The 17323-nt window shown below is 39.6% G+C and carries 16 protein-coding genes and 3 tRNA genes; 3 read left to right on the forward strand and 16 right to left on the reverse strand.

What is annotated here, in order from left to right; all coding sequences use genetic code 11:
• Positions 1 to 153 precede the first annotated feature (153 nt).
• From nadA to J9318_RS10645, 16 genes are all read right to left on the reverse strand, one after another.
• Entirely contained in the window at positions 154 to 1233 is a 1080-nt protein-coding gene (gene nadA, locus J9318_RS10570; protein WP_210559893.1) for a quinolinate synthase NadA, read from the reverse strand.
• A gap of 174 nt (positions 1234 to 1407) precedes the next feature.
• Positions 1408 to 1483, reverse strand: a tRNA-Lys gene (locus J9318_RS10575).
• Positions 1484 to 1517: 34 nt separating this feature from the next.
• A tRNA-Lys gene (locus J9318_RS10580) sits at positions 1518 to 1593 on the reverse strand.
• A gap of 20 nt (positions 1594 to 1613) precedes the next feature.
• A tRNA-Lys gene (locus J9318_RS10585) sits at positions 1614 to 1689 on the reverse strand.
• Positions 1690 to 1845: 156 nt separating this feature from the next.
• Positions 1846 to 2583, reverse strand: coding sequence for a tol-pal system protein YbgF (gene ybgF / locus J9318_RS10590; protein ID WP_210559894.1), 738 nt, complete (start codon positions 2581 to 2583; stop codon positions 1846 to 1848).
• A 21-nt stretch (positions 2584 to 2604) separates the two neighbouring features.
• On the reverse strand, positions 2605 to 3162 hold the full coding sequence (gene pal, locus J9318_RS10595) for a peptidoglycan-associated lipoprotein Pal (protein WP_210559895.1): 558 nt from the start codon (positions 3160 to 3162) through the stop codon (positions 2605 to 2607).
• 61 nt (positions 3163 to 3223) lie between these two features.
• Entirely contained in the window at positions 3224 to 4576 is a 1353-nt protein-coding gene (tolB, locus tag J9318_RS10600) for a Tol-Pal system beta propeller repeat protein TolB (protein WP_210559896.1), read from the reverse strand.
• Entirely contained in the window at positions 4576 to 5571 is a 996-nt protein-coding gene (gene tolA / locus J9318_RS10605; RefSeq protein WP_210559897.1) for a cell envelope integrity protein TolA, read from the reverse strand. Before tolA ends, tolB begins: the two co-directional genes overlap by 1 nt.
• Entirely contained in the window at positions 5568 to 5999 is a 432-nt protein-coding gene (gene tolR, locus J9318_RS10610; protein WP_210559898.1) for a protein TolR, read from the reverse strand. Before tolR ends, tolA begins: the two co-directional genes overlap by 4 nt.
• 6 nt (positions 6000 to 6005) lie before the next feature.
• Positions 6006 to 6695 carry a protein TolQ gene (gene tolQ / locus J9318_RS10615; RefSeq protein ID WP_210559899.1) on the reverse strand — a complete coding sequence of 230 codons (690 nt, stop codon included), beginning with the start codon at positions 6693 to 6695 and terminating at the stop codon, positions 6006 to 6008.
• On the reverse strand, positions 6685 to 7083 hold the full coding sequence (gene ybgC, locus J9318_RS10620; RefSeq protein ID WP_210559900.1) for a tol-pal system-associated acyl-CoA thioesterase: 399 nt from the start codon (positions 7081 to 7083) through the stop codon (positions 6685 to 6687). The genes tolQ and ybgC overlap by 11 nt, the downstream gene beginning before the upstream one ends.
• A gap of 467 nt (positions 7084 to 7550) precedes the next feature.
• Complete coding sequence (ruvB, locus tag J9318_RS10625; RefSeq protein WP_210559901.1) at positions 7551 to 8558, reverse strand: Holliday junction branch migration DNA helicase RuvB; 1008 nt, start codon at positions 8556 to 8558, stop codon at positions 7551 to 7553.
• A gap of 37 nt (positions 8559 to 8595) precedes the next feature.
• A complete protein-coding gene (ruvA, locus tag J9318_RS10630) occupies positions 8596 to 9204 on the reverse strand; it encodes a Holliday junction branch migration protein RuvA (protein ID WP_210559902.1) in 609 nt (202 codons plus the stop codon).
• Between the two features lie 49 nt (positions 9205 to 9253).
• Positions 9254 to 9778: a crossover junction endodeoxyribonuclease RuvC gene (ruvC, locus tag J9318_RS10635; protein ID WP_210559903.1), complete on the reverse strand. Its 525-nt coding sequence runs from the start codon at positions 9776 to 9778 to the stop codon at positions 9254 to 9256.
• Between the two features lie 11 nt (positions 9779 to 9789).
• Complete coding sequence (gene aspS / locus J9318_RS10640; protein WP_210559904.1) at positions 9790 to 11580, reverse strand: aspartate--tRNA ligase; 1791 nt, start codon at positions 11578 to 11580, stop codon at positions 9790 to 9792.
• A gap of 129 nt (positions 11581 to 11709) precedes the next feature.
• Positions 11710 to 14538, reverse strand: coding sequence for a diguanylate cyclase domain-containing protein (locus J9318_RS10645; RefSeq protein ID WP_210559905.1), 2829 nt, complete (start codon positions 14536 to 14538; stop codon positions 11710 to 11712).
• Between the two features lie 157 nt (positions 14539 to 14695).
• Here J9318_RS10645 and cmoA point away from each other — a divergent pair, with 157 nt between their 5' ends.
• From cmoA to J9318_RS10660, 3 genes are read left to right on the forward strand one after another with little or no spacing between them, the layout of a single operon-like run.
• Complete coding sequence (cmoA, locus tag J9318_RS10650) at positions 14696 to 15421, forward strand: carboxy-S-adenosyl-L-methionine synthase CmoA (protein WP_210559906.1); 726 nt, start codon at positions 14696 to 14698, stop codon at positions 15419 to 15421.
• A 30-nt stretch (positions 15422 to 15451) separates the two neighbouring features.
• Positions 15452 to 16420 (forward strand): tRNA 5-methoxyuridine(34)/uridine 5-oxyacetic acid(34) synthase CmoB, encoded by a 969-nt coding sequence (gene cmoB, locus J9318_RS10655; protein WP_210559907.1) that lies wholly within the window; start codon positions 15452 to 15454, stop codon positions 16418 to 16420.
• A 9-nt stretch (positions 16421 to 16429) separates the two neighbouring features.
• Positions 16430 to 17323: a LysR family transcriptional regulator gene (locus tag J9318_RS10660; protein ID WP_210559908.1), complete on the forward strand. Its 894-nt coding sequence runs from the start codon at positions 16430 to 16432 to the stop codon at positions 17321 to 17323.

Here is a 17323-nt window from a genome sequence, read left to right on the forward strand (position 1 = left end):
CTCATCTTACCAGTTGATATTTTTAAGTATCTTAGCAAGATATATTCTGAACTGCATTAAAAACCTAAGTCTAGCCGCGTAATCCCATTTTACACGCATAAAAAAACCGACACTTGGCCGGTTTTCTTTTACATTCAAAGTGAGCCTATATAACTAAGCGTTGCCTTTGAGTGCCACTTTATTTTTTGCGGCAAAGTTTAACATTTTAGTTAACGGCTTCATCGCTTCTTCAGCTAGCGTTTCATCAACAAAGACTTCATGTCCTGATGCGTCTGTTAACGCCTCTTCAATCGCCTTTAAGCCATTCATTGCCATCCAAGGACAATGAGCACAGCTTTTACACGTTGCGCCATTACCTGCCGTTGGAGCTTCAATGAAGGTCTTGTCTGGGTTTGATTGCTGCATCTTGTAGAAGATGCCTCTGTCAGTGGCCACAATAAATGTGTCATTTGACATTTCATTGGCGGCATTAATGAGCTGCGACGTTGAACCCACGGCATCGGCTAACTCTACCACTGAGGCTGGTGACTCTGGATGAACCAACACTGCTGCTTCTGGGTAAACGTTTTTTAAGTCTTTTAATGCTTTAGCGCTAAACTCGTCATGAACAATACACTCACCGTTCCATAACAACATGTCTACACCGGTTTGTTTAGAAATGTAACTACCTAGATGTCGGTCTGGCCCCCAAATAATTGGTTTGCCTTCCGCTTCTACGTGCTCAATTACTTCTAACGCAATACTTGAAGTTACAATCCAGTCAGCGCGCGCTTTAACAGCCGCTGAGGTATTTGCGTAAACCACTACTGTATGATCTGGGTGTGCATCACAAAAGGCGCTGAACTGCTCTGCTGGACAGCCTAAGTCAAGTGAACACGTTGCTTCTAGCGTAGGCATGAGTACAGTTTTTTCAGGCGTTAAAATTTTAGCGGTTTCGCCCATGAATTTAACACCGGCAACAATCAGCGTCTCTGCTGGATGTTGATTACCAAATCGCGCCATTTCTAACGAGTCTGCTACACAGCCACCAGTTTCTTCCGCTAATGCTTGGATTTCAGGGTCTGTGTAATAGTGAGCAACAAGTACTGCATTTTTTTCTTTTAATAACGCTTTAATACGCTCACGGTATTCCGACTTTTCTACTTCACTTAAAGAAGCTGGCTTTGGCGGAAACGGATAGTCAGTTGTTGCCGACGGGATAACGCTTGCTAATGCTGATTCTGTAGGGTTCATAGGCCTAAAATAACTACTAAAAATAATGGTCGATATTATACTTGCTGTAACGTAAATGTCACGAGATTAAGGCTTTGATAGCAATTCTGAAATATTTGTTTTTTTAACTAGGTTTGGGGGCGTAAATTTAACTTGAGAGTATTTGATATACCTTAGTCCGGCATATCCTAGAAGTGGTGGGTCATGATGGATTCGAACCATCGACCAATTGATTAAAAGTCAACTGCTCTACCAACTGAGCTAATGACCCACTCTAGGGATGTACTTCTTACTTTTCTGTCTGATGGTGGGTCATGATGGATTCGAACCATCGACCAATTGATTAAAAGTCAACTGCTCTACCAACTGAGCTAATGACCCATCAAACAGGACAAAAAAAGTGGTGGGTCATGATGGATTCGAACCATCGACCAATTGATTAAAAGTCAACTGCTCTACCAACTGAGCTAATGACCCACAATTTTTGTACAGCATCAGAGTGACGAGTCATTCCGTTGCTGCGGGCGCATATAATACTTATTTAATTATTCAGTGCAAGCATATTTTTAAAATAATTTAATTTTAAGCGCTTTCGTCTAATAATTGGACAAAAGCGTCAAAAAACATACTTTTCTAGCCCTGACTTAACAGTCTAGACCTTGCTAAATTTGCAGAGTTAGATTCTGGGTACTCATCCACTACCTGTTGGAATAATTTTTTTGCACCGGCTGAATCGCCTAATTTCTGCAAAACGGTTCCTTGTTTTAATAAAGCATCACTGCGTTTATTAGAATCCGGGTAAAGACGAATTACCTTATCAAAATGCGATTGTGCTTCTGGATACATCGCTTTATTAAATAATAGCTGACCTAACCAATAATGCGCATTTGGAATGTAGATAGATTTCGGAAACTGATCGATAAATGTTTGAAACGCTGGTATCGCATCGTCGTAACGACGCTCTTTCAAGATCAAATTTACCGCTTGATCATACGCTTCATTTTCGCTTAATGAGCCGCCGTATTGTTCATCCTTAGTATCTTCAACAATAGGCTCTACAACTTCTGGAGCGACTTGTTGAACATTGCTTAAACGACGTTCGATTTCGAGATAGAGCTCGCGTTGTCGATCAACAATTTGTTCTAGCTTATAAGTGTGCGTTTCAGTTACGCCACGTAATTCACTAACTTCATCTTGAAGATCATTAATTTGCTGTTGCAAATTAACTTGAGCTGCACCACGCGCCTGTATTAGGCGTTTAAGTTGAGTAACTTGCTCAGATAACTGACTATTATTGCTCAGGTCAGTAACGGGTGCATCTGCAATAGATGCACCGCTAGCAAGAAGAACGGCCAAAAGAGATAATCTCATAGACTGTCGCTTCTATTTTTATTAGTAAACTAAAACTGCACGACGGTTTTTAGCAAAACCTTCTTGAGTACGAGTTAAATCAAGAGGCTTTTCTTCACCGTAAGACACAGTAGAAATTTGGCTTTGCATAACACCTAAATTTTGTAGGTATGTTGCAACTGCTTTTGCACGACGCTCACCAAGAGCAATGTTGTACTCAGGCGTGCCACGCTCGTCACAGTGACCTTCAACCATAACCGTTTGATTAGGGTTTTTGATTAAGTAGTCAGCGTGAGCTTGTAGTAATTCTAAGTATTTAGCGTCAACTTTTGAGTCGTCAAAGTCAAAGTAAACTGTTTGCTCTTGACGTAATGCTTCAAATTTAGCTTGTTGCATTTCTTCAACAGTTTGAACTTTTTCTACAGTTGCAACTTCAACTGCAGATGCATTTTGGCCCATACCTTCAGATTGAACTGTTTCAGAAGCTGAATTGGTCGCCGCTTTGCTTTCATCGTTAACAACTGAGCTTGAACCACAAGCTGTTAAAACAAGAGCTGGGATAGCGATCAAAAGACCTTTAGTAATTTTGCTAAATTGCATTCTTTGTTTCCTTTTTATTCACAAATCGTTGTTAGAACTAACGTTTCATTCCAAACGTTTATTATTTTAAAAATGGTGACCATGCAGGGCTTTTTACTTGTCCGCTTGATGCCGGTAATCTAGCCTTAAAACGACCATCAATAGAAACCAAGGCTAGCACTTGACCACTGCCATGCATAGTACTGTAAATTATCATCGACCCGTTTGGTGCAATACTTGGACTTTCATCTAAACGAGTTTTAGTCAGAATTTGAAAATTCCCTGACTCCAATTCCTTTTTGGCAATATGATAATTACCTTGCGTTCGATTAACCATTACAAGATGATTGTTATCAGGTGTTATTGACCCACCTAAATTCATCTCACCGTCAAATGTTAACCGTTTTATACGCTTAGTGTCCAAATTTACGCTATAAAGTTGAGCATTACCACCCCGTTCTGAGCTGAATACAATATATTTACCGTCAGGTGACCAACTCGGCTCCGTATCAATTGCTCTATGTCTGGTTAAACGCGTTAATGTTTTGTTATTTAACTCTAAAACGTATAACTCAGGGTTACCATCTTTTGACAACGTTAAAGCTAGTTTATTGCCATCTGGAGACCATTGAGGAGCGCCATTTATTCCCTCATAAGATGTAATCAGTTGGCGCGTACCTGTGTAGATATCTTGAACGTAAATTTGAGAACGATTATTTTCGAATGTTACGTAAGCGAGTTTACTCGCATCTGGTGACCACGAAGGCGACATAAGAGGCTCTTTTGAACGAAGCAACACTTGTTCATTTGCACCATCATAATCTGCAACAATGAGCTTATAAACATATTCATCACCGTGATTTACCGTAACATAGGCAATTTTAGTTAAAAATGCACCACGCTCGCCAGTCAATTTTTCGTATGCTAAATCACTGATGCGATGCGCATAACGACGAAATTGCTTTGAGGCAATAGTTACTTGACGATTATCTAAAATATGGTCTTTCGTTTCGACTAGCTTGCCATTCACAAGTGCCTGTACCGTTCCGCCAGTAATTTGGCCACGTAAAACATCAATAAGTTCAAAACTGACCAGAAACCTATCTGGCGAATGGTCTTGAATCGTGCCAACCAAAACAGCTTCAACATCCAATGATGCCCAAGAGCCGTAATCAACTTCTTCGTCTTTTGTTGGCATTTGAGGCATTTCATCTAACGCAATAGGTTTAAACTTACCACTACGCATTAAGTCAGCTGCTATGATTTCAGAGATCTTTAACGGTAACTCAGCTGTACCCTCATATTTAAAAGGAACTATGGCAATCGGCCGGGCACTGTCAATACCTTCGGTAATTACAATTTCTAATGAAGCTTTAGCGGCTTGGCTAATCAATAAACTGACAAACATCAGCGCTATAGTAAATTTTTGAATCATTAACGTTCAGGCTCCACGGTTAGATTAATATCTTTTAATTGCTGGTAAACATCTTCTTCTTTTGACACAGGTAAAGTTTCAGCCTTTAGCACTGCTCTCTCAGCAGCTTTACAGGTGTTATTTTGACCCTCCAAAATAGTTACTTTCGTAACCAACCCGCTAAATGCCAACCTGATATTTAAGCGGCAAGACGTCCCTTTCATGCTCGGATCGGTAAGGAAGTTTTGTTGTATCTTTGATGATATCAACGCTTTATATTTTTGTACTTCCGACATCACTACTTTTTGACGGGCTTGCTGGCGCACGCTTTGCTCTCGAGCCAACTGTTCTTGCATCATACGCTCTTGAAGCGCTTTCTCTCTAGCTTCTTGTTCACGCTTTAGTTTTTCTGCCTTAGCTTTTTCTTCGGCCTCTTTTGCTTTACGTGCTTTTTCAGCAGCTTCTGCAGCTTCTTTTTCACGTTGCTTCCTTTCAGCTTCTGCTTTAGCGGCCGCTTTTTGCTCTGCTTCTTTTTGTCGCTTAGCTTTTGCTGCTGCATCTTTAGCTTTTTTAGCTTCCGCTTCACGCTTTATACGTTCTTGCTTGGCTTGTTCCGCTTTTTTCTGCTCAGCGTCTGCTTTTTTCTTTTCCGCTATCGCTTTTTTCTTTTCTAATTCAGCTTTACGTTTAGCTTCTTTGGCTTCTTTTTCGCTTTGTTTTTGCTCACGGTTTAATTTGTTTAAGTCCTGTTTAGCTTTGTTCGCACGCTCTTCTAGCTCTCTGACGCGCTTCTCTTCTGCGGCTTTTTTATCAGCTTGTTGTTGCTTTACTTTATTTACTTGCTGTTCTAGCGCAGCAGCGTCAATTACCACAGCATCAATTGCCGAAATTTCAGGTGCTTTTTCTGGCTTAACTGCAGGAGGAGAAAAATTAAAACTTAACACTAATATAATCGCAAAAATGATATGCAATCCAATAGACATAGCGATAAATGGGGAATAGGCTTTGTTGATCATTTTTGAGCAGGCTCCGTCATTAAACCAACAGAAGGCGCGCCCGCTCTTTGTAACAACACCATCAATTCGATAACATTGTTGTAAGGAATATTTCTATCCGCTTTAACAACAACTGGCGTTAACGGATCCACTTTTAGTTGTGCGGCTACAATAACGGCAACATCAGTAGCTGACATTGGCTCGTCATTTTCACTATCACCCGTTGAAACAAAGTACTGACCTTGCGCGTCTATAGAAGCAATAATGGGTGACTTACTATCGTCTTCTAATGGCTCAGCATTAGCTTGGGGTAAGTCTACCTTTACACCCTGAGTCACTAATGGCGCGGTAACCATAAAAATAATAAGTAGCACCAACATAACATCAATGTAAGGCACTACGTTAATTTCTGCGACAGGCTTTCGGCGACGACGGATTGGCGTATTCATAGTCGTCTAGGCCGTTGTGTTGACGTTTGCAGTTACTTGACGATGAAGAATATTTGAGAATTCCTCAGTAAAGTTTACGTAGCTTACTTCTAGTTTTTCTACTCTGTGAGCAAAACTGTTGTAAGCTAAAACTGATGGTATCGCAGCAAATAGACCCATTGCTGTCGCGATCAGCGCTTCTGCAATACCCGGCGCTACCATATTTAATGTTGCCTGCTGAACTTCACCTAATGCTAAAAACGCATTCATGATACCCCACACCGTTCCAAACAAACCAATGTAAGGACTGATTGAACCAACAGATGCTAAAAAGCTTAAATGGCGCTCTAAATCTTCAACTTCTCTAGATAAACGAACACGCATAGCTCTGTGTGTGCCTTCTAAATAAACTTGAGCTGTACCAATACTATTTTTCTTAAGTCGTGCGAACTCTTTGAATCCGTCTTTAAACAGAGACTCTAATCCGTTTACCGATTGTCTTGCAGTAATTTCACTATACAAACGGCTCAAGTCAACGCCAGACCAAAAACGATCTTCAAATGTTTTCGTTTGTTTTTCAGCTTCAACCAAAACTTTCCTTCTTTGAAAGATAATGGTCCAGGAACTAATCGACAATCCTAGCAGTGTTATCATTACTAACTTAACTATAAAGCTAGCTTCCCAAAACAATCCCCAAAAACTAATTTCAGCTTGCACTTTTTAACACCTCTAAAATTTCCGGTGGAATTGCCACTGGCTTTCCTTTTACCGGATTAATACAGGCAACAATGACATTGGCGTGAAACACAATGTTTTGCTGCTCATTTAATATAAATTGGCTAAATTCAATTGACGCCCGCTTTATTTTTAAAATCTTTGTTTGCACCATTAGCGATTGATGCAACGTTGCGGGCAATTTAAAGTCAATTGCCATATTACTAACTACGAAACCTATATTCTGCTTAAGATAGCCGTCTTGTTCAATACCTAAAGACAGCAAAAGCTCAGTTCTTGCCCTTTCACAGAACTTTAAGTAGTTTGCATGGTAAACAATACCACCTGCGTCAGTATCTTCGTAGTACACTTTTACTTTAAATTCTTGCACAAACGCTCACTTCTATAACTTTTTACAACTATTTTTTAAGGTTGTAACATTCTTAATATGCAAATTTAATGAATATTAACCCAAGACCCGATGACTCATTAATAAAATTCAAGTTGTTTAAAATACCACCAGATAACATAAAGCCTTGTTTTATATAGCATACAACTTGATAATAAAATATAATTACATACTTTCTGTAATTCAACTAGCTATTCAGCATTAATAAAACTAATCAAAAATAGCAAAATTTCTTGTTTGAAGTATTTACTCTAACTTCTATAATGCGCGCATCTTCTGAACACAACCTGTTCAGAGCGAAGAATTAGTTTTCTTCTCCTATTCATGTTCCCTGGAATTTATTCCTTATTTCGCCCATTCATTTTGAATGGGCATTTTTTTGCCTAAAATTCACGCTAACACAATTAAAAGTGAGTGACGCGAAAAAAAACGAGCAAATGCTCGTTTAATTATTCACTCGGTAAGTCAAACCCTAAATGCGTATAAGCTCTAGGTGAAGCTATTCGTCCTCTTGGGGTTCGCTGTAAAAAGCCTTGCTGAATCAAATAAGGTTCAATCACATCTTCAATTGTGTCTCGTTCCTCACCAATTGCAGCCGCAATATTATCTAATCCTACTGGCCCACCATCGAATTTTTCAATCATGGTTGCCAGCAGCTTTTTATCCATATAATCAAATCCTTCACTATCTACATTGATCATATCTAGGGCTTGTTTAGCAACGTCATCATTTACCTTACCATCGCTTTTTACGTCTGCAAAATCTCGTACTCTGCGAAGCAGCCGATTAGCGATTCGAGGTGTGCCTCGGGAACGGCGAGCAACTTCGATTGCAGCGTTTGGTGTCATTTCCATATTAAGGCATTCAGCACTACGCTCAATTATTCGAGCTAAATCAGCGACTTTATAAAACTCTAAACGCTGAACAATACCAAAGCGATCACGAAGCGGTGATGTTAAAGCACCGGCACGTGTTGTCGCACCAATGAGAGTAAATGGCGGTAAATCAAGTTTAATAGAACGTGCAGCTGGCCCTTCTCCTATCATTATATCTAACTGATAGTCTTCCATTGCTGGATACAAAATTTCTTCGACAACAGAACTCAAACGATGAATTTCATCAATAAATAAAACATCATTTTCTTCTAGGTTTGTAAGTAACGCAGCTAAATCACCGGCTTTTTCTAATACCGGCCCTGAAGTTGTTTTAATGCTAACATCCATTTCATTAGCAACAATATTTGCTAATGTTGTTTTACCCAGTCCAGGCGGTCCAAAAATTAACAAATGATCTAATGCTTCATTTCTGTTTTTTGCCGCTTGGATGAAGATTTCCATCTGATCTTTTACGGTTGGTTGCCCTTGGTAGTCTTCCAACATTTTTGGTCGAATGGCGCGGTCGATAACCTCATCTTCACCAAAAGATACTGCACCTACTAGACGATCTGCTTCTATCATTTTATTGATTCCATGTTACACCTATAACTATGCTTAACTACAGCATACTCTTAAGAGCGTTTCGGATAACAACTTCACTATCATCGCCTTCTGAATATACAGACTTCACAGCTTTTTGTGCTTGTTGTGGCGTATAACCTAAAGATACTAGAGCTGAAATTGCATCGTCCATTCCATTTGCTTGGATCAATGGTCGGGTCGTCATGCCGCCAATCGCTCGTTCGCTACTTGGTGTCATGTTGAGCTCTTTAATTCGATCGCGCATCTCGATCAATAATCGTTCTGCGGTTTTTTTACCTACCCCAGGCAACTTAACAAGTGTTGTTATATCATCATGTTCTACACATTGCACAAACTGCTCTGCGGTAAGTCCTGAAAGGATTGTTAATGCCAATTTAGGCCCAACACCATTTGCTTTAATTAATAAACGAAACAAAGCTCGCTCTTGCTTGGAAATAAACCCATACAGTAGTTGTGCGTCTTCACGAACTACAAAGTGAGTATAAACCGTCGCTGTTTGCCCAACGTCGGGCAATTCGTAAAAGCTAGTAAGAGGCAGTTGCACTTCGTAGCCAACACCATTAATGTCAATTAATAAATCTGGTGCTTGTTTATCTGCAACCGTGCCTAAAAGTCTTCCTATCATATAATTTGCTTCTTTAAGCCATCAATAACTGTAAATATACACAGCATTTTTAACGACGTAAACGACCACGTACAGTTTTTTTAGCAACGCCAGCCATATTGATTAAACTTTGATTGGTATTACCATGACAAATAGCAACAGCTAGGCCATCGGCCGCATCAGCCTGTGGTTTTCCAGATAGCTTTAGTATTTGCTGGACCATATGTTGAACTTGCGCTTTGTCAGCAGCACCTGTACCTACAACCGCTTGTTTAATTTGACGTGCAGAGTATTCAAAAACCGGCAAGTTACCTTGAGTTGCAGCTACAATAGCGGCGCCTCGCGCTTGGCCTAATTTTAATGCTGAGTCAGGATTGTGTGCTAAAAACACCTGCTCTATAGCAAAGGTTTCTGGCTGATATTGTTGGATTATTTCGCTGAGACCATTAAAAATGGTATTTAATTTTATTGATAAATCAGCATCAGGAGTTCGAATACATCCACTACCTAAATAAGTGAATTTCGCCCCCTGTTGCCGAATAATGCCGTAGCCCGTAATTCGTGAACCTGGATCGATACCGAGAATAACGGGCATGGCGTATACCTTTACTTAGCTTCGTCAGTAGCTTTGGTTTTATCTACCTTAGGTAATACCGAAATGCCTAAGTCAACAAGCGCTTCTGGATTTGCTAAACCTGGTGCCGACGTTAATGGACAAGCTGCAGTTGACGTTTTCGGGAACGCCATAACATCACGAATAGAATCCGCACCGACCATTAACATCACCATACGATCCAGTCCAAAAGCTAAACCTGCGTGTGGAGGAGCGCCATATTGTAATGCATCGAGTAAGAAACCAAACTTTTCTTCAGCTTCTTCGTCACTAATACCTAACAGTTTGAATACTTCAGCTTGCATGTCTTGATTGTGTATACGAACTGAACCACCACCTAACTCGCAACCATTAAGTACCATGTCGTAAGCATCTGAAATCGCATTAACTGGATTTGCTGCTAATTCCGCTGGTGTCATATTGCTTGGCGCAGTAAATGGATGATGAAGAGGTGTTAATGCTCCACCTTCCAATTCTTCAAACATAGGGAAATCAACAACCCATAACGGTGCCCACTTGTCTTCAACTAAGCCGAAGTCTTCGCCTAGCTTAAGTCTTAATGCACCTAACGCGTCAGTTACTGTGTTGTAAGTATCAGAACCAAATAATAAAATATCGCCATCTTTTGCTTCTGTACGTTCAAGAATTTGTGCGGCAACATCGGCATTTAAGAATTTAACGATTGGTGACTGCAAGCCTTCAAGCCCAGCAGCGATATCGTTAACCTTGATCCAAGCCATGCCTTTAGCGCCATACTTGCCAACAAACTCTGTATAGCCGTCTATTTGTTTACGAGTCATTGCAGCACCGCCTGGTACTTTAATAACAGCAACACGACCTTTTTCATCGTTCGCAGGTCCGCTAAATACTTTAAAGTCTACGTCTTTTAGGATATCCGCTACGTCAACTAACTCTAATGGGTTACGAAGGTCTGGCTTATCAGAACCAAAACGACGCATCGCTTCTGCATAAGTCATAGACGGGAACTCGCCAAGATCAACAGATAACAATTCATTAAATACTGAACGAACCATTTTTTCAGTTAAAGACATTACATCTTTACCAGACATAAACGTCGTTTCAATATCGATTTGAGTAAATTCTGGCTGACGGTCAGCACGCAAGTCTTCGTCACGGAAACATTTTACAATTTGATAATAACGGTCAAAACCAGCAACCATTAACAACTGCTTAAACAGCTGAGGTGACTGTGGTAAAGCAAAAAATTCACCTTTGTGCGTACGACTTGGTACTAAATAGTCACGGGCGCCTTCAGGGGTTGCTTTAGTTAGAATTGGCGTTTCTATGTCTAAAAATGCATTGTCATCTAAGAAACGACGAACGGCACTAGTTACCTTTGAGCGGAACTGAAGTCGCTGATTCATTACAGGACGACGTAAGTCAAGATAACGGTAGCGAAGACGAGCTTCTTCTGAGTTTTCTTGATTAAAATCTAATGGTAATGGCGCAGACGCGTTTAAAATAGTTAAATCTTTAACATAAAGTTCAACTTCACCGGTTGCCATGTCTTTATTTACTTGGCTGTCAGGACGTGCACGAACAACACCTGTAATCGATATACAAAATTCATTACGTAATTTGTTTGCAGCATCAAAAATAGCAGTTTCATCTGGATCAATCACGGCTTGCACAACACCTTCACGGTCACGCATATCAATGAAAATTAAGCCACCTAAGTCGCGACGTTTGTTAACCCAACCACATAAAGTGACTTCTTGATCTACTAAACTCTTGTTGAGTTGACCACAATAATGAGAACGCATATTTAACCTATTATTTAAAAGTTGAATTTTGTGACAAGACCAATAGAAATATTGATCTAAAAAGTGGCAGACATTATAAGGATTTGAAAGGCAATGTCACCGATTGAAATCGCCTTTGTGCAAATTAAGTTACGCAAATTGATAACTGTTTTTACCGTTTGCTTTAACAGCGTACATGGCGTCATCGGCGGCTTTAATTAGACTCGTTGCATCATGGCCATTCTGTGGATATCGTGAAATACCAATTGATACACCAATATTGACCGTTGCTCTGGATAAAACAAACGGTATGCTTAATTCTGAAATGATTTTTTCAGCTACTATTGTCGCTTGATTCACATCATCCATGTTAGTGGCCAGCATTACAAACTCATCGCCACCAAACCTTGCCACTGTGTCAGAATTTCTTCCAAGAGTCTTTAGCCTTTCACTTATCTGAGTAAGTAACTCATCACCAACGTCATGACCGAAGCTGTCATTTACTTGTTTAAAGCCATCTAAATCAAGAAACAAGATGGCAATATTTTTATTATTACGAGAATGATGTGACATCGACTGCTTGAGCCGATCTATTAATAACGAACGGTTTGGTAACCCTGTCATTGGATCGTGTGAGGCTAAGTGTCTAAGTTTTTCTTCCGCTTTTTGTCGTAACAATATTTCATTTTTTAAACGTCGGTTCCAAATTAATATCACCATGATAATAATTAATGCTATACCTATTGCAATGGTGATATTGCGCCAATAAATTTCTGTTTTTATCCCTGCAAAAACATCAACTTTGTTCCATTTTTTTAGGATATCCTCTACGTCAGTTTCTGACATAGATTGCACAACCTTATCTAAAATTCGCCCTTGAATGTTGAGTGGCTTTCTTATGCCAATGTGCGCATTGTCACTGGCTAAGTCTTCAAAAACATGAAGTTTAAATTGATACAATGAGTTGTCTTGAATGTACTGAGCCGAAACGGTCATTAAGTCAAGAATGCCGTCAATTACTCCCGCTTTTAATAATTCATTTGCTTCATCAAAATCTTTTACTACATGAATAATAATTTGCGGATGCTTGTCATGAATCTCTTTGATTATTTGATAACCTTGAATAATCGCCAGTCGCTTACCATAAAACTTTTTAATGCTAGGTACGTTGTCTACCGATTTGTGAGTGATCACTGACCATGATGTTCGCCAGTATGCTGTAGTGAAATGAGCAAATGCTCTGCGCTCTTCTGACGCTGTAATGTTTGCGACAATGTCTACTTTGCCTTTAATAAAATCGTCGTATAGTTCATCCCAAGTTGGGTAAACCTTAAACACATATTCTTGCCCTGTTAGTTTTGTTGCTAACGTGAACATGTCGCGACTGATGCCAGAAATTTCACCGTCCTCATTAACAAACTCATAAGGCTTCCAATCTTCGACAATGGCAACGGACATTTTCGGGTTGTCTTTTAACCACTTTTTTTCATCTGTACTTAGAGAAAACTGACTACGACGAGCGCCAAAATATCGCGACTTTACGTCACCTATCCAACGATTTTCTATTTCTACAAACTCTTGCTGAGAAATCAGATCAAAACCATCATTAACCTTTTTTATTAACGATTTATCAGCTACACCAACAAGCGAATATATTTTTGCTTGGTATTGCACATCGGTTATTTGATGAAAACGGTCTAATATATTGTTTTCTTCCAAGCGTAATTTTGTCATTAACGATGAATTAATAAATCCACTGATACGCCCTTCTATCGCTGCATTTATTGCATCGTCGAGGCTATCAAAGAAAATAACGTTTATATTTGGATAATCGGCTTTAAATTGCTCTTGATACGGTGAGCCAACATACAGACCGATGTTTTTACCGCTTAATTGCTCAATAGATTTGTCAAAATCGTACGCATCATAAACAAACAATGTAGACGTTGTTGAGTATAAATGTTTAGCGCGCGGCAAGCCGGTATTGGTAGTCATACTCTCGGGATAGCCAACATGAATATTAGTGACCCCCTCTTTTAACGCATTCATTGACAGCTTTGCGGTGTTAGGAACAAACTTTATTTTGGTCTTGGTTTTATTCGACCATAATTTCCACATATCAACAAATAAACCGATGGGTTTGCCGTCTGCGTTAACGCCCATGAAAGGCTCTGCTCCTACGGACAAACTCAGTAACAAAGTGTCGTCTGGTGATTTAGAAGCTAACCACTTATCATCCAGAGCTTTTCGTTCTTGCTCCGTGATCAGGCTAAATCCTGCATTAAGTTTATTGAGTAAATCGATATTACCCTTACTTACAGCTAGTTGTGTTTTAATCTCACCGATTTTAAAGCTTTTATATGACGGGAAAAGGTCGTTAACTCTCAAGTGATCTTTATAACGGAAAACAAAAAAATCATAAGAAACAAACGTTTTAATTTCGCCTCGATAAATTCCTTCAAGCAGCTCTTGCCAAGTTTCATAATATCTAAATGACAGCTTAGGATTTTTTTCGAGTAATAATTGAGGTGCGTTAGAGTCAGCTATTGCTCCCATTAAAAACGGCTCTAGTTCATCTATGCTTGATATCATCTGCAAATCTTTATGAACATAAACATTTACCGGTGCAGAATAGATTTCATGCCCAAAATCAAAAATATCAACTCGAGTTGACCGCAAGGCGAGGCCAGCGTGAACATCTGCCAATCCATTACTGACATTTGATTCCGCATTATCCCAGTCAGAAACAACAAACTCTATATCTTGATTCGCCTTTTTAGCCCACAGTTTCCATAAGTCCACCACTAAACCAGTAGGCTGACCTTTATCTTCATAGAAATAAGGAACTAGGTTATTGGGTACGGCAACTTTAAGCGGCGATTTATTGGTTGTCTGGTTGTCGTTAGCATCAGCATAATTAGCAACAAAAATTGCAATTATTAACGTAAAGCTTAACATCCTGGCTAAAAACGACTTCATTGGTGATAGGAATCTTATTGAGTTATTATTATAATTGTCCGTAATGGCCGTATTTGTAACAAAGTTTTACAGCAAAACCAAGTTTAATTTTTCAACAATTTGTTCGAATTCACGGCAGAGTATTACAAAGTTAACCCACTAAATTATTAGGTTATATATGCGCGACAACATATACGCGAGCCCTCAGGCTGAAGTAAAAGATTTCACATTTGACCGTTCCGTAGTGGAAGTGTTTCCCGATATGATCCAACGCAGTGTGCCAGGGTATTCGACTATTGTTAGTTCCATCGGTCAATTAGCCAAACAATACCAACAACCTAATTCTACTATTTATGACCTAGGCTGTTCGTTAGGTGCCGCGACAATTTCTATGCGCAAGTTCGTCGACGCTAACGCTTGCAATATTATTGGTGTCGATAACAGTGAAGCCATGGTTGAGCGCTGCAAGTTACATGTAAACTCATTCAAGTCTGAGGTACCGGTAGAAATCATTTGTGCTGATATAAAAGACATAGAAATTGCAAATGCATCTGTTGTTGTGATGAATTTTACCTTACAATTCATCCCTCAGGAACAAAGACTAGATTTATTAAAAAAAATCTACTCTGGATTAAAGCCTGGTGGCATCTTTATTTTGTCTGAAAAGTTTATTTTTGATGATGTGAAAATTAATGACTCGCTCAATGAATTACACCTCGATTTTAAACGTGCTAATGGATACAGCGAATTAGAGATCAGTCAAAAACGAAGTGCGATTGAAAATGTAATGAAAGTTGATTCATTTCAAACGCATTTAGATAGATTATCAAACGTGGGTTTTGGCCATGTTTCAAGTTGGTATCAATGTTTTAACTTCGGTTCTTTTATTGGTATCAAAAAATAACGTGTGAATTAAAAGTGAATCACTACACGCATGACTGATATTTTTAACGGCTTCTATGCTCAAATAGCTCAAAATCAATTATCGCATTGGTTAGAGTCTTTACCTAAACAATTGAACGATTGGCATAGCTCTAATTTGCACGGCGAATATAAGCTATGGATGAAAAATATCGATCTACTTCCTAGTTTAACACCGGCCAAAATCAACCTGTCTGATCGGGTAGAAGTTTTGGGTACGGAAGCGTTACCAGAAGGTTTAAAGAAAAAAACCATTCATCACTTAATGCAACTTAAGCCTTGGCGAAAAGGCCCATATCACATTCACGATATTCACGTGGACACGGAATGGCGCTCTGATTTTAAATGGCAACGGTTAGCGCCTTATATTTCTGATTTAACCGACCGATTTGTGTTAGATGTTGGTTGCGGTAGTGGATATCACCTATGGCGCATGAAAGGTGCTGGCGCAAAGTTTGTAGTGGGTATCGACCCAACGCAGTTATTTTTTGCGCAATTTATGGCTGTGCAGCACTTTATTCAAGACCCAAGCGTAAACCTTCTACCACTTGGCATAGATGACTTACCGCCACTCAAATCATTTGATACGGTATTTTCAATGGGTGTGCTTTATCATCGCAAATCGCCTATCGACTTTTTACAGCAACTCAAAGCGCAATTAGTAAAAGGTGGAGAACTTATTTTAGAAACACTAATTATTGAAGGCGATGAGAACACAGTTCTTGTTCCTGATGATCGATATGCCAAAATGAGAAACGTTTGGTTTATACCAAGCGCGAAAGCCCTTGAGGGTTGGCTTAAAAAAGTCGGCTTCAGCAATATTAGGCTCGTTAATATTGATCAAACCACGTTAGACGAGCAACGTAAAACAGACTGGATTGACACTGAGTCTTTAGAAGACTTCCTTGATCCAAACGACCCCAACAAAACGATAGAGGGTTACCCTGCTCCTCTTCGCGCTATTTTTGTCGCGAACGCTTAAGGAATTACGATGCCTCTTTACCGTCCAAAATCAACTATCGAGCAATGGAGAATTTTACAAGCGGTAGTTGACTTTGGAGGTTATGCTCAGGCGGGTGATGCATTAAACAAAAGCCAATCTAGCCTCAACCACGCAGTATCTAAATTACAACACACACTAGGTGTTCAACTTCTGGAAGTTAAAGGCCGAAAAGCTTACTTAACAAAAGAAGGTGAAGTAATGCTACGTCGTTCAAGATTACTGACTCAAAATGTTGAAGAATTGGAGCAGCTTGCTGACAATATGACATCAGGTTGGGAGCCAGAAATAACCATCGCATGTGAAACTATTCATCCCATAGAAAAACTGTATTCCGCATTAGAAGAGTTTTATCCGCAAGCGCGTGGCACTCGAGTTCGTATTGCCGATGAGGTATTAACGGGCACAAAAGAGCGTATTTTAGAGCATAGCGCTGACTTAGTGATTATTGGCGGTGATGTTCCTAAAGGTTATTCAGCTGAAACGTTGGAAACTGTTTCTTTTATCGCATACTGCGGCAAATCACATTCGTTGGCTGAGCGAACGGAAGTTGATATAGAAGAGTTAACTCAAGAGCTACAAATTGTTATCAGTGATAGCTCTAAAAAGCCGGAAGAAAGTGGCGGTTGGCTTAAAGCTGAACAACGCTGGACTGTCAGTAACTTTTTTCAAGCTATTGAAATATTGAAGCGCGGAACTGGATTTTGTTGGATACCAACACATTTAGCAAAGCACGAAGTTGAACAAGGTAATATTACACCAATTCAATTAACTTCAACTCGTGAAAAAAGCGTGCTTACACATTTAGTAACACCTACACCGAATCAATTAGGTCCCGGTGCAACATTGTTAAAGAACCTATTTTTAAAGCAGTACCAAGAATGA

Origin of the sequence: Psychrosphaera aestuarii, assembly GCF_017948405.1 — a bacterium.
GTDB lineage: Bacteria > Pseudomonadota > Gammaproteobacteria > Enterobacterales > Alteromonadaceae > Psychrosphaera > Psychrosphaera aestuarii.

Coding starts and splice junctions, on each gene's coding strand:
- nadA (WP_210559893.1), bottom strand. CDS start 1,233: ATGAACCCTACAGAATCAGCATTAGCAAGCGTTATCCCGTCGGCAACA.
- ybgF (WP_210559894.1), bottom strand. CDS start 2,583: ATGAGATTATCTCTTTTGGCCGTTCTTCTTGCTAGCGGTGCATCTATT.
- pal (WP_210559895.1), bottom strand. CDS start 3,162: ATGCAATTTAGCAAAATTACTAAAGGTCTTTTGATCGCTATCCCAGCT.
- tolB (WP_210559896.1), bottom strand. CDS start 4,576: ATGATTCAAAAATTTACTATAGCGCTGATGTTTGTCAGTTTATTGATT.
- tolA (WP_210559897.1), bottom strand. CDS start 5,571: ATGATCAACAAAGCCTATTCCCCATTTATCGCTATGTCTATTGGATTG.
- tolR (WP_210559898.1), bottom strand. CDS start 5,999: ATGAATACGCCAATCCGTCGTCGCCGAAAGCCTGTCGCAGAAATTAAC.
- ruvB (WP_210559901.1), bottom strand. CDS start 8,558: ATGATAGAAGCAGATCGTCTAGTAGGTGCAGTATCTTTTGGTGAAGAT.
- ruvA (WP_210559902.1), bottom strand. CDS start 9,204: ATGATAGGAAGACTTTTAGGCACGGTTGCAGATAAACAAGCACCAGAT.
- ruvC (WP_210559903.1), bottom strand. CDS start 9,778: ATGCCCGTTATTCTCGGTATCGATCCAGGTTCACGAATTACGGGCTAC.
- aspS (WP_210559904.1), bottom strand. CDS start 11,580: ATGCGTTCTCATTATTGTGGTCAACTCAACAAGAGTTTAGTAGATCAA.
- J9318_RS10645 (WP_210559905.1), bottom strand. CDS start 14,538: ATGAAGTCGTTTTTAGCCAGGATGTTAAGCTTTACGTTAATAATTGCA.
- cmoA (WP_210559906.1), top strand. CDS start 14,696: ATGCGCGACAACATATACGCGAGCCCTCAGGCTGAAGTAAAAGATTTC.
- cmoB (WP_210559907.1), top strand. CDS start 15,452: ATGACTGATATTTTTAACGGCTTCTATGCTCAAATAGCTCAAAATCAA.
- J9318_RS10660 (WP_210559908.1), top strand. CDS start 16,430: ATGCCTCTTTACCGTCCAAAATCAACTATCGAGCAATGGAGAATTTTA.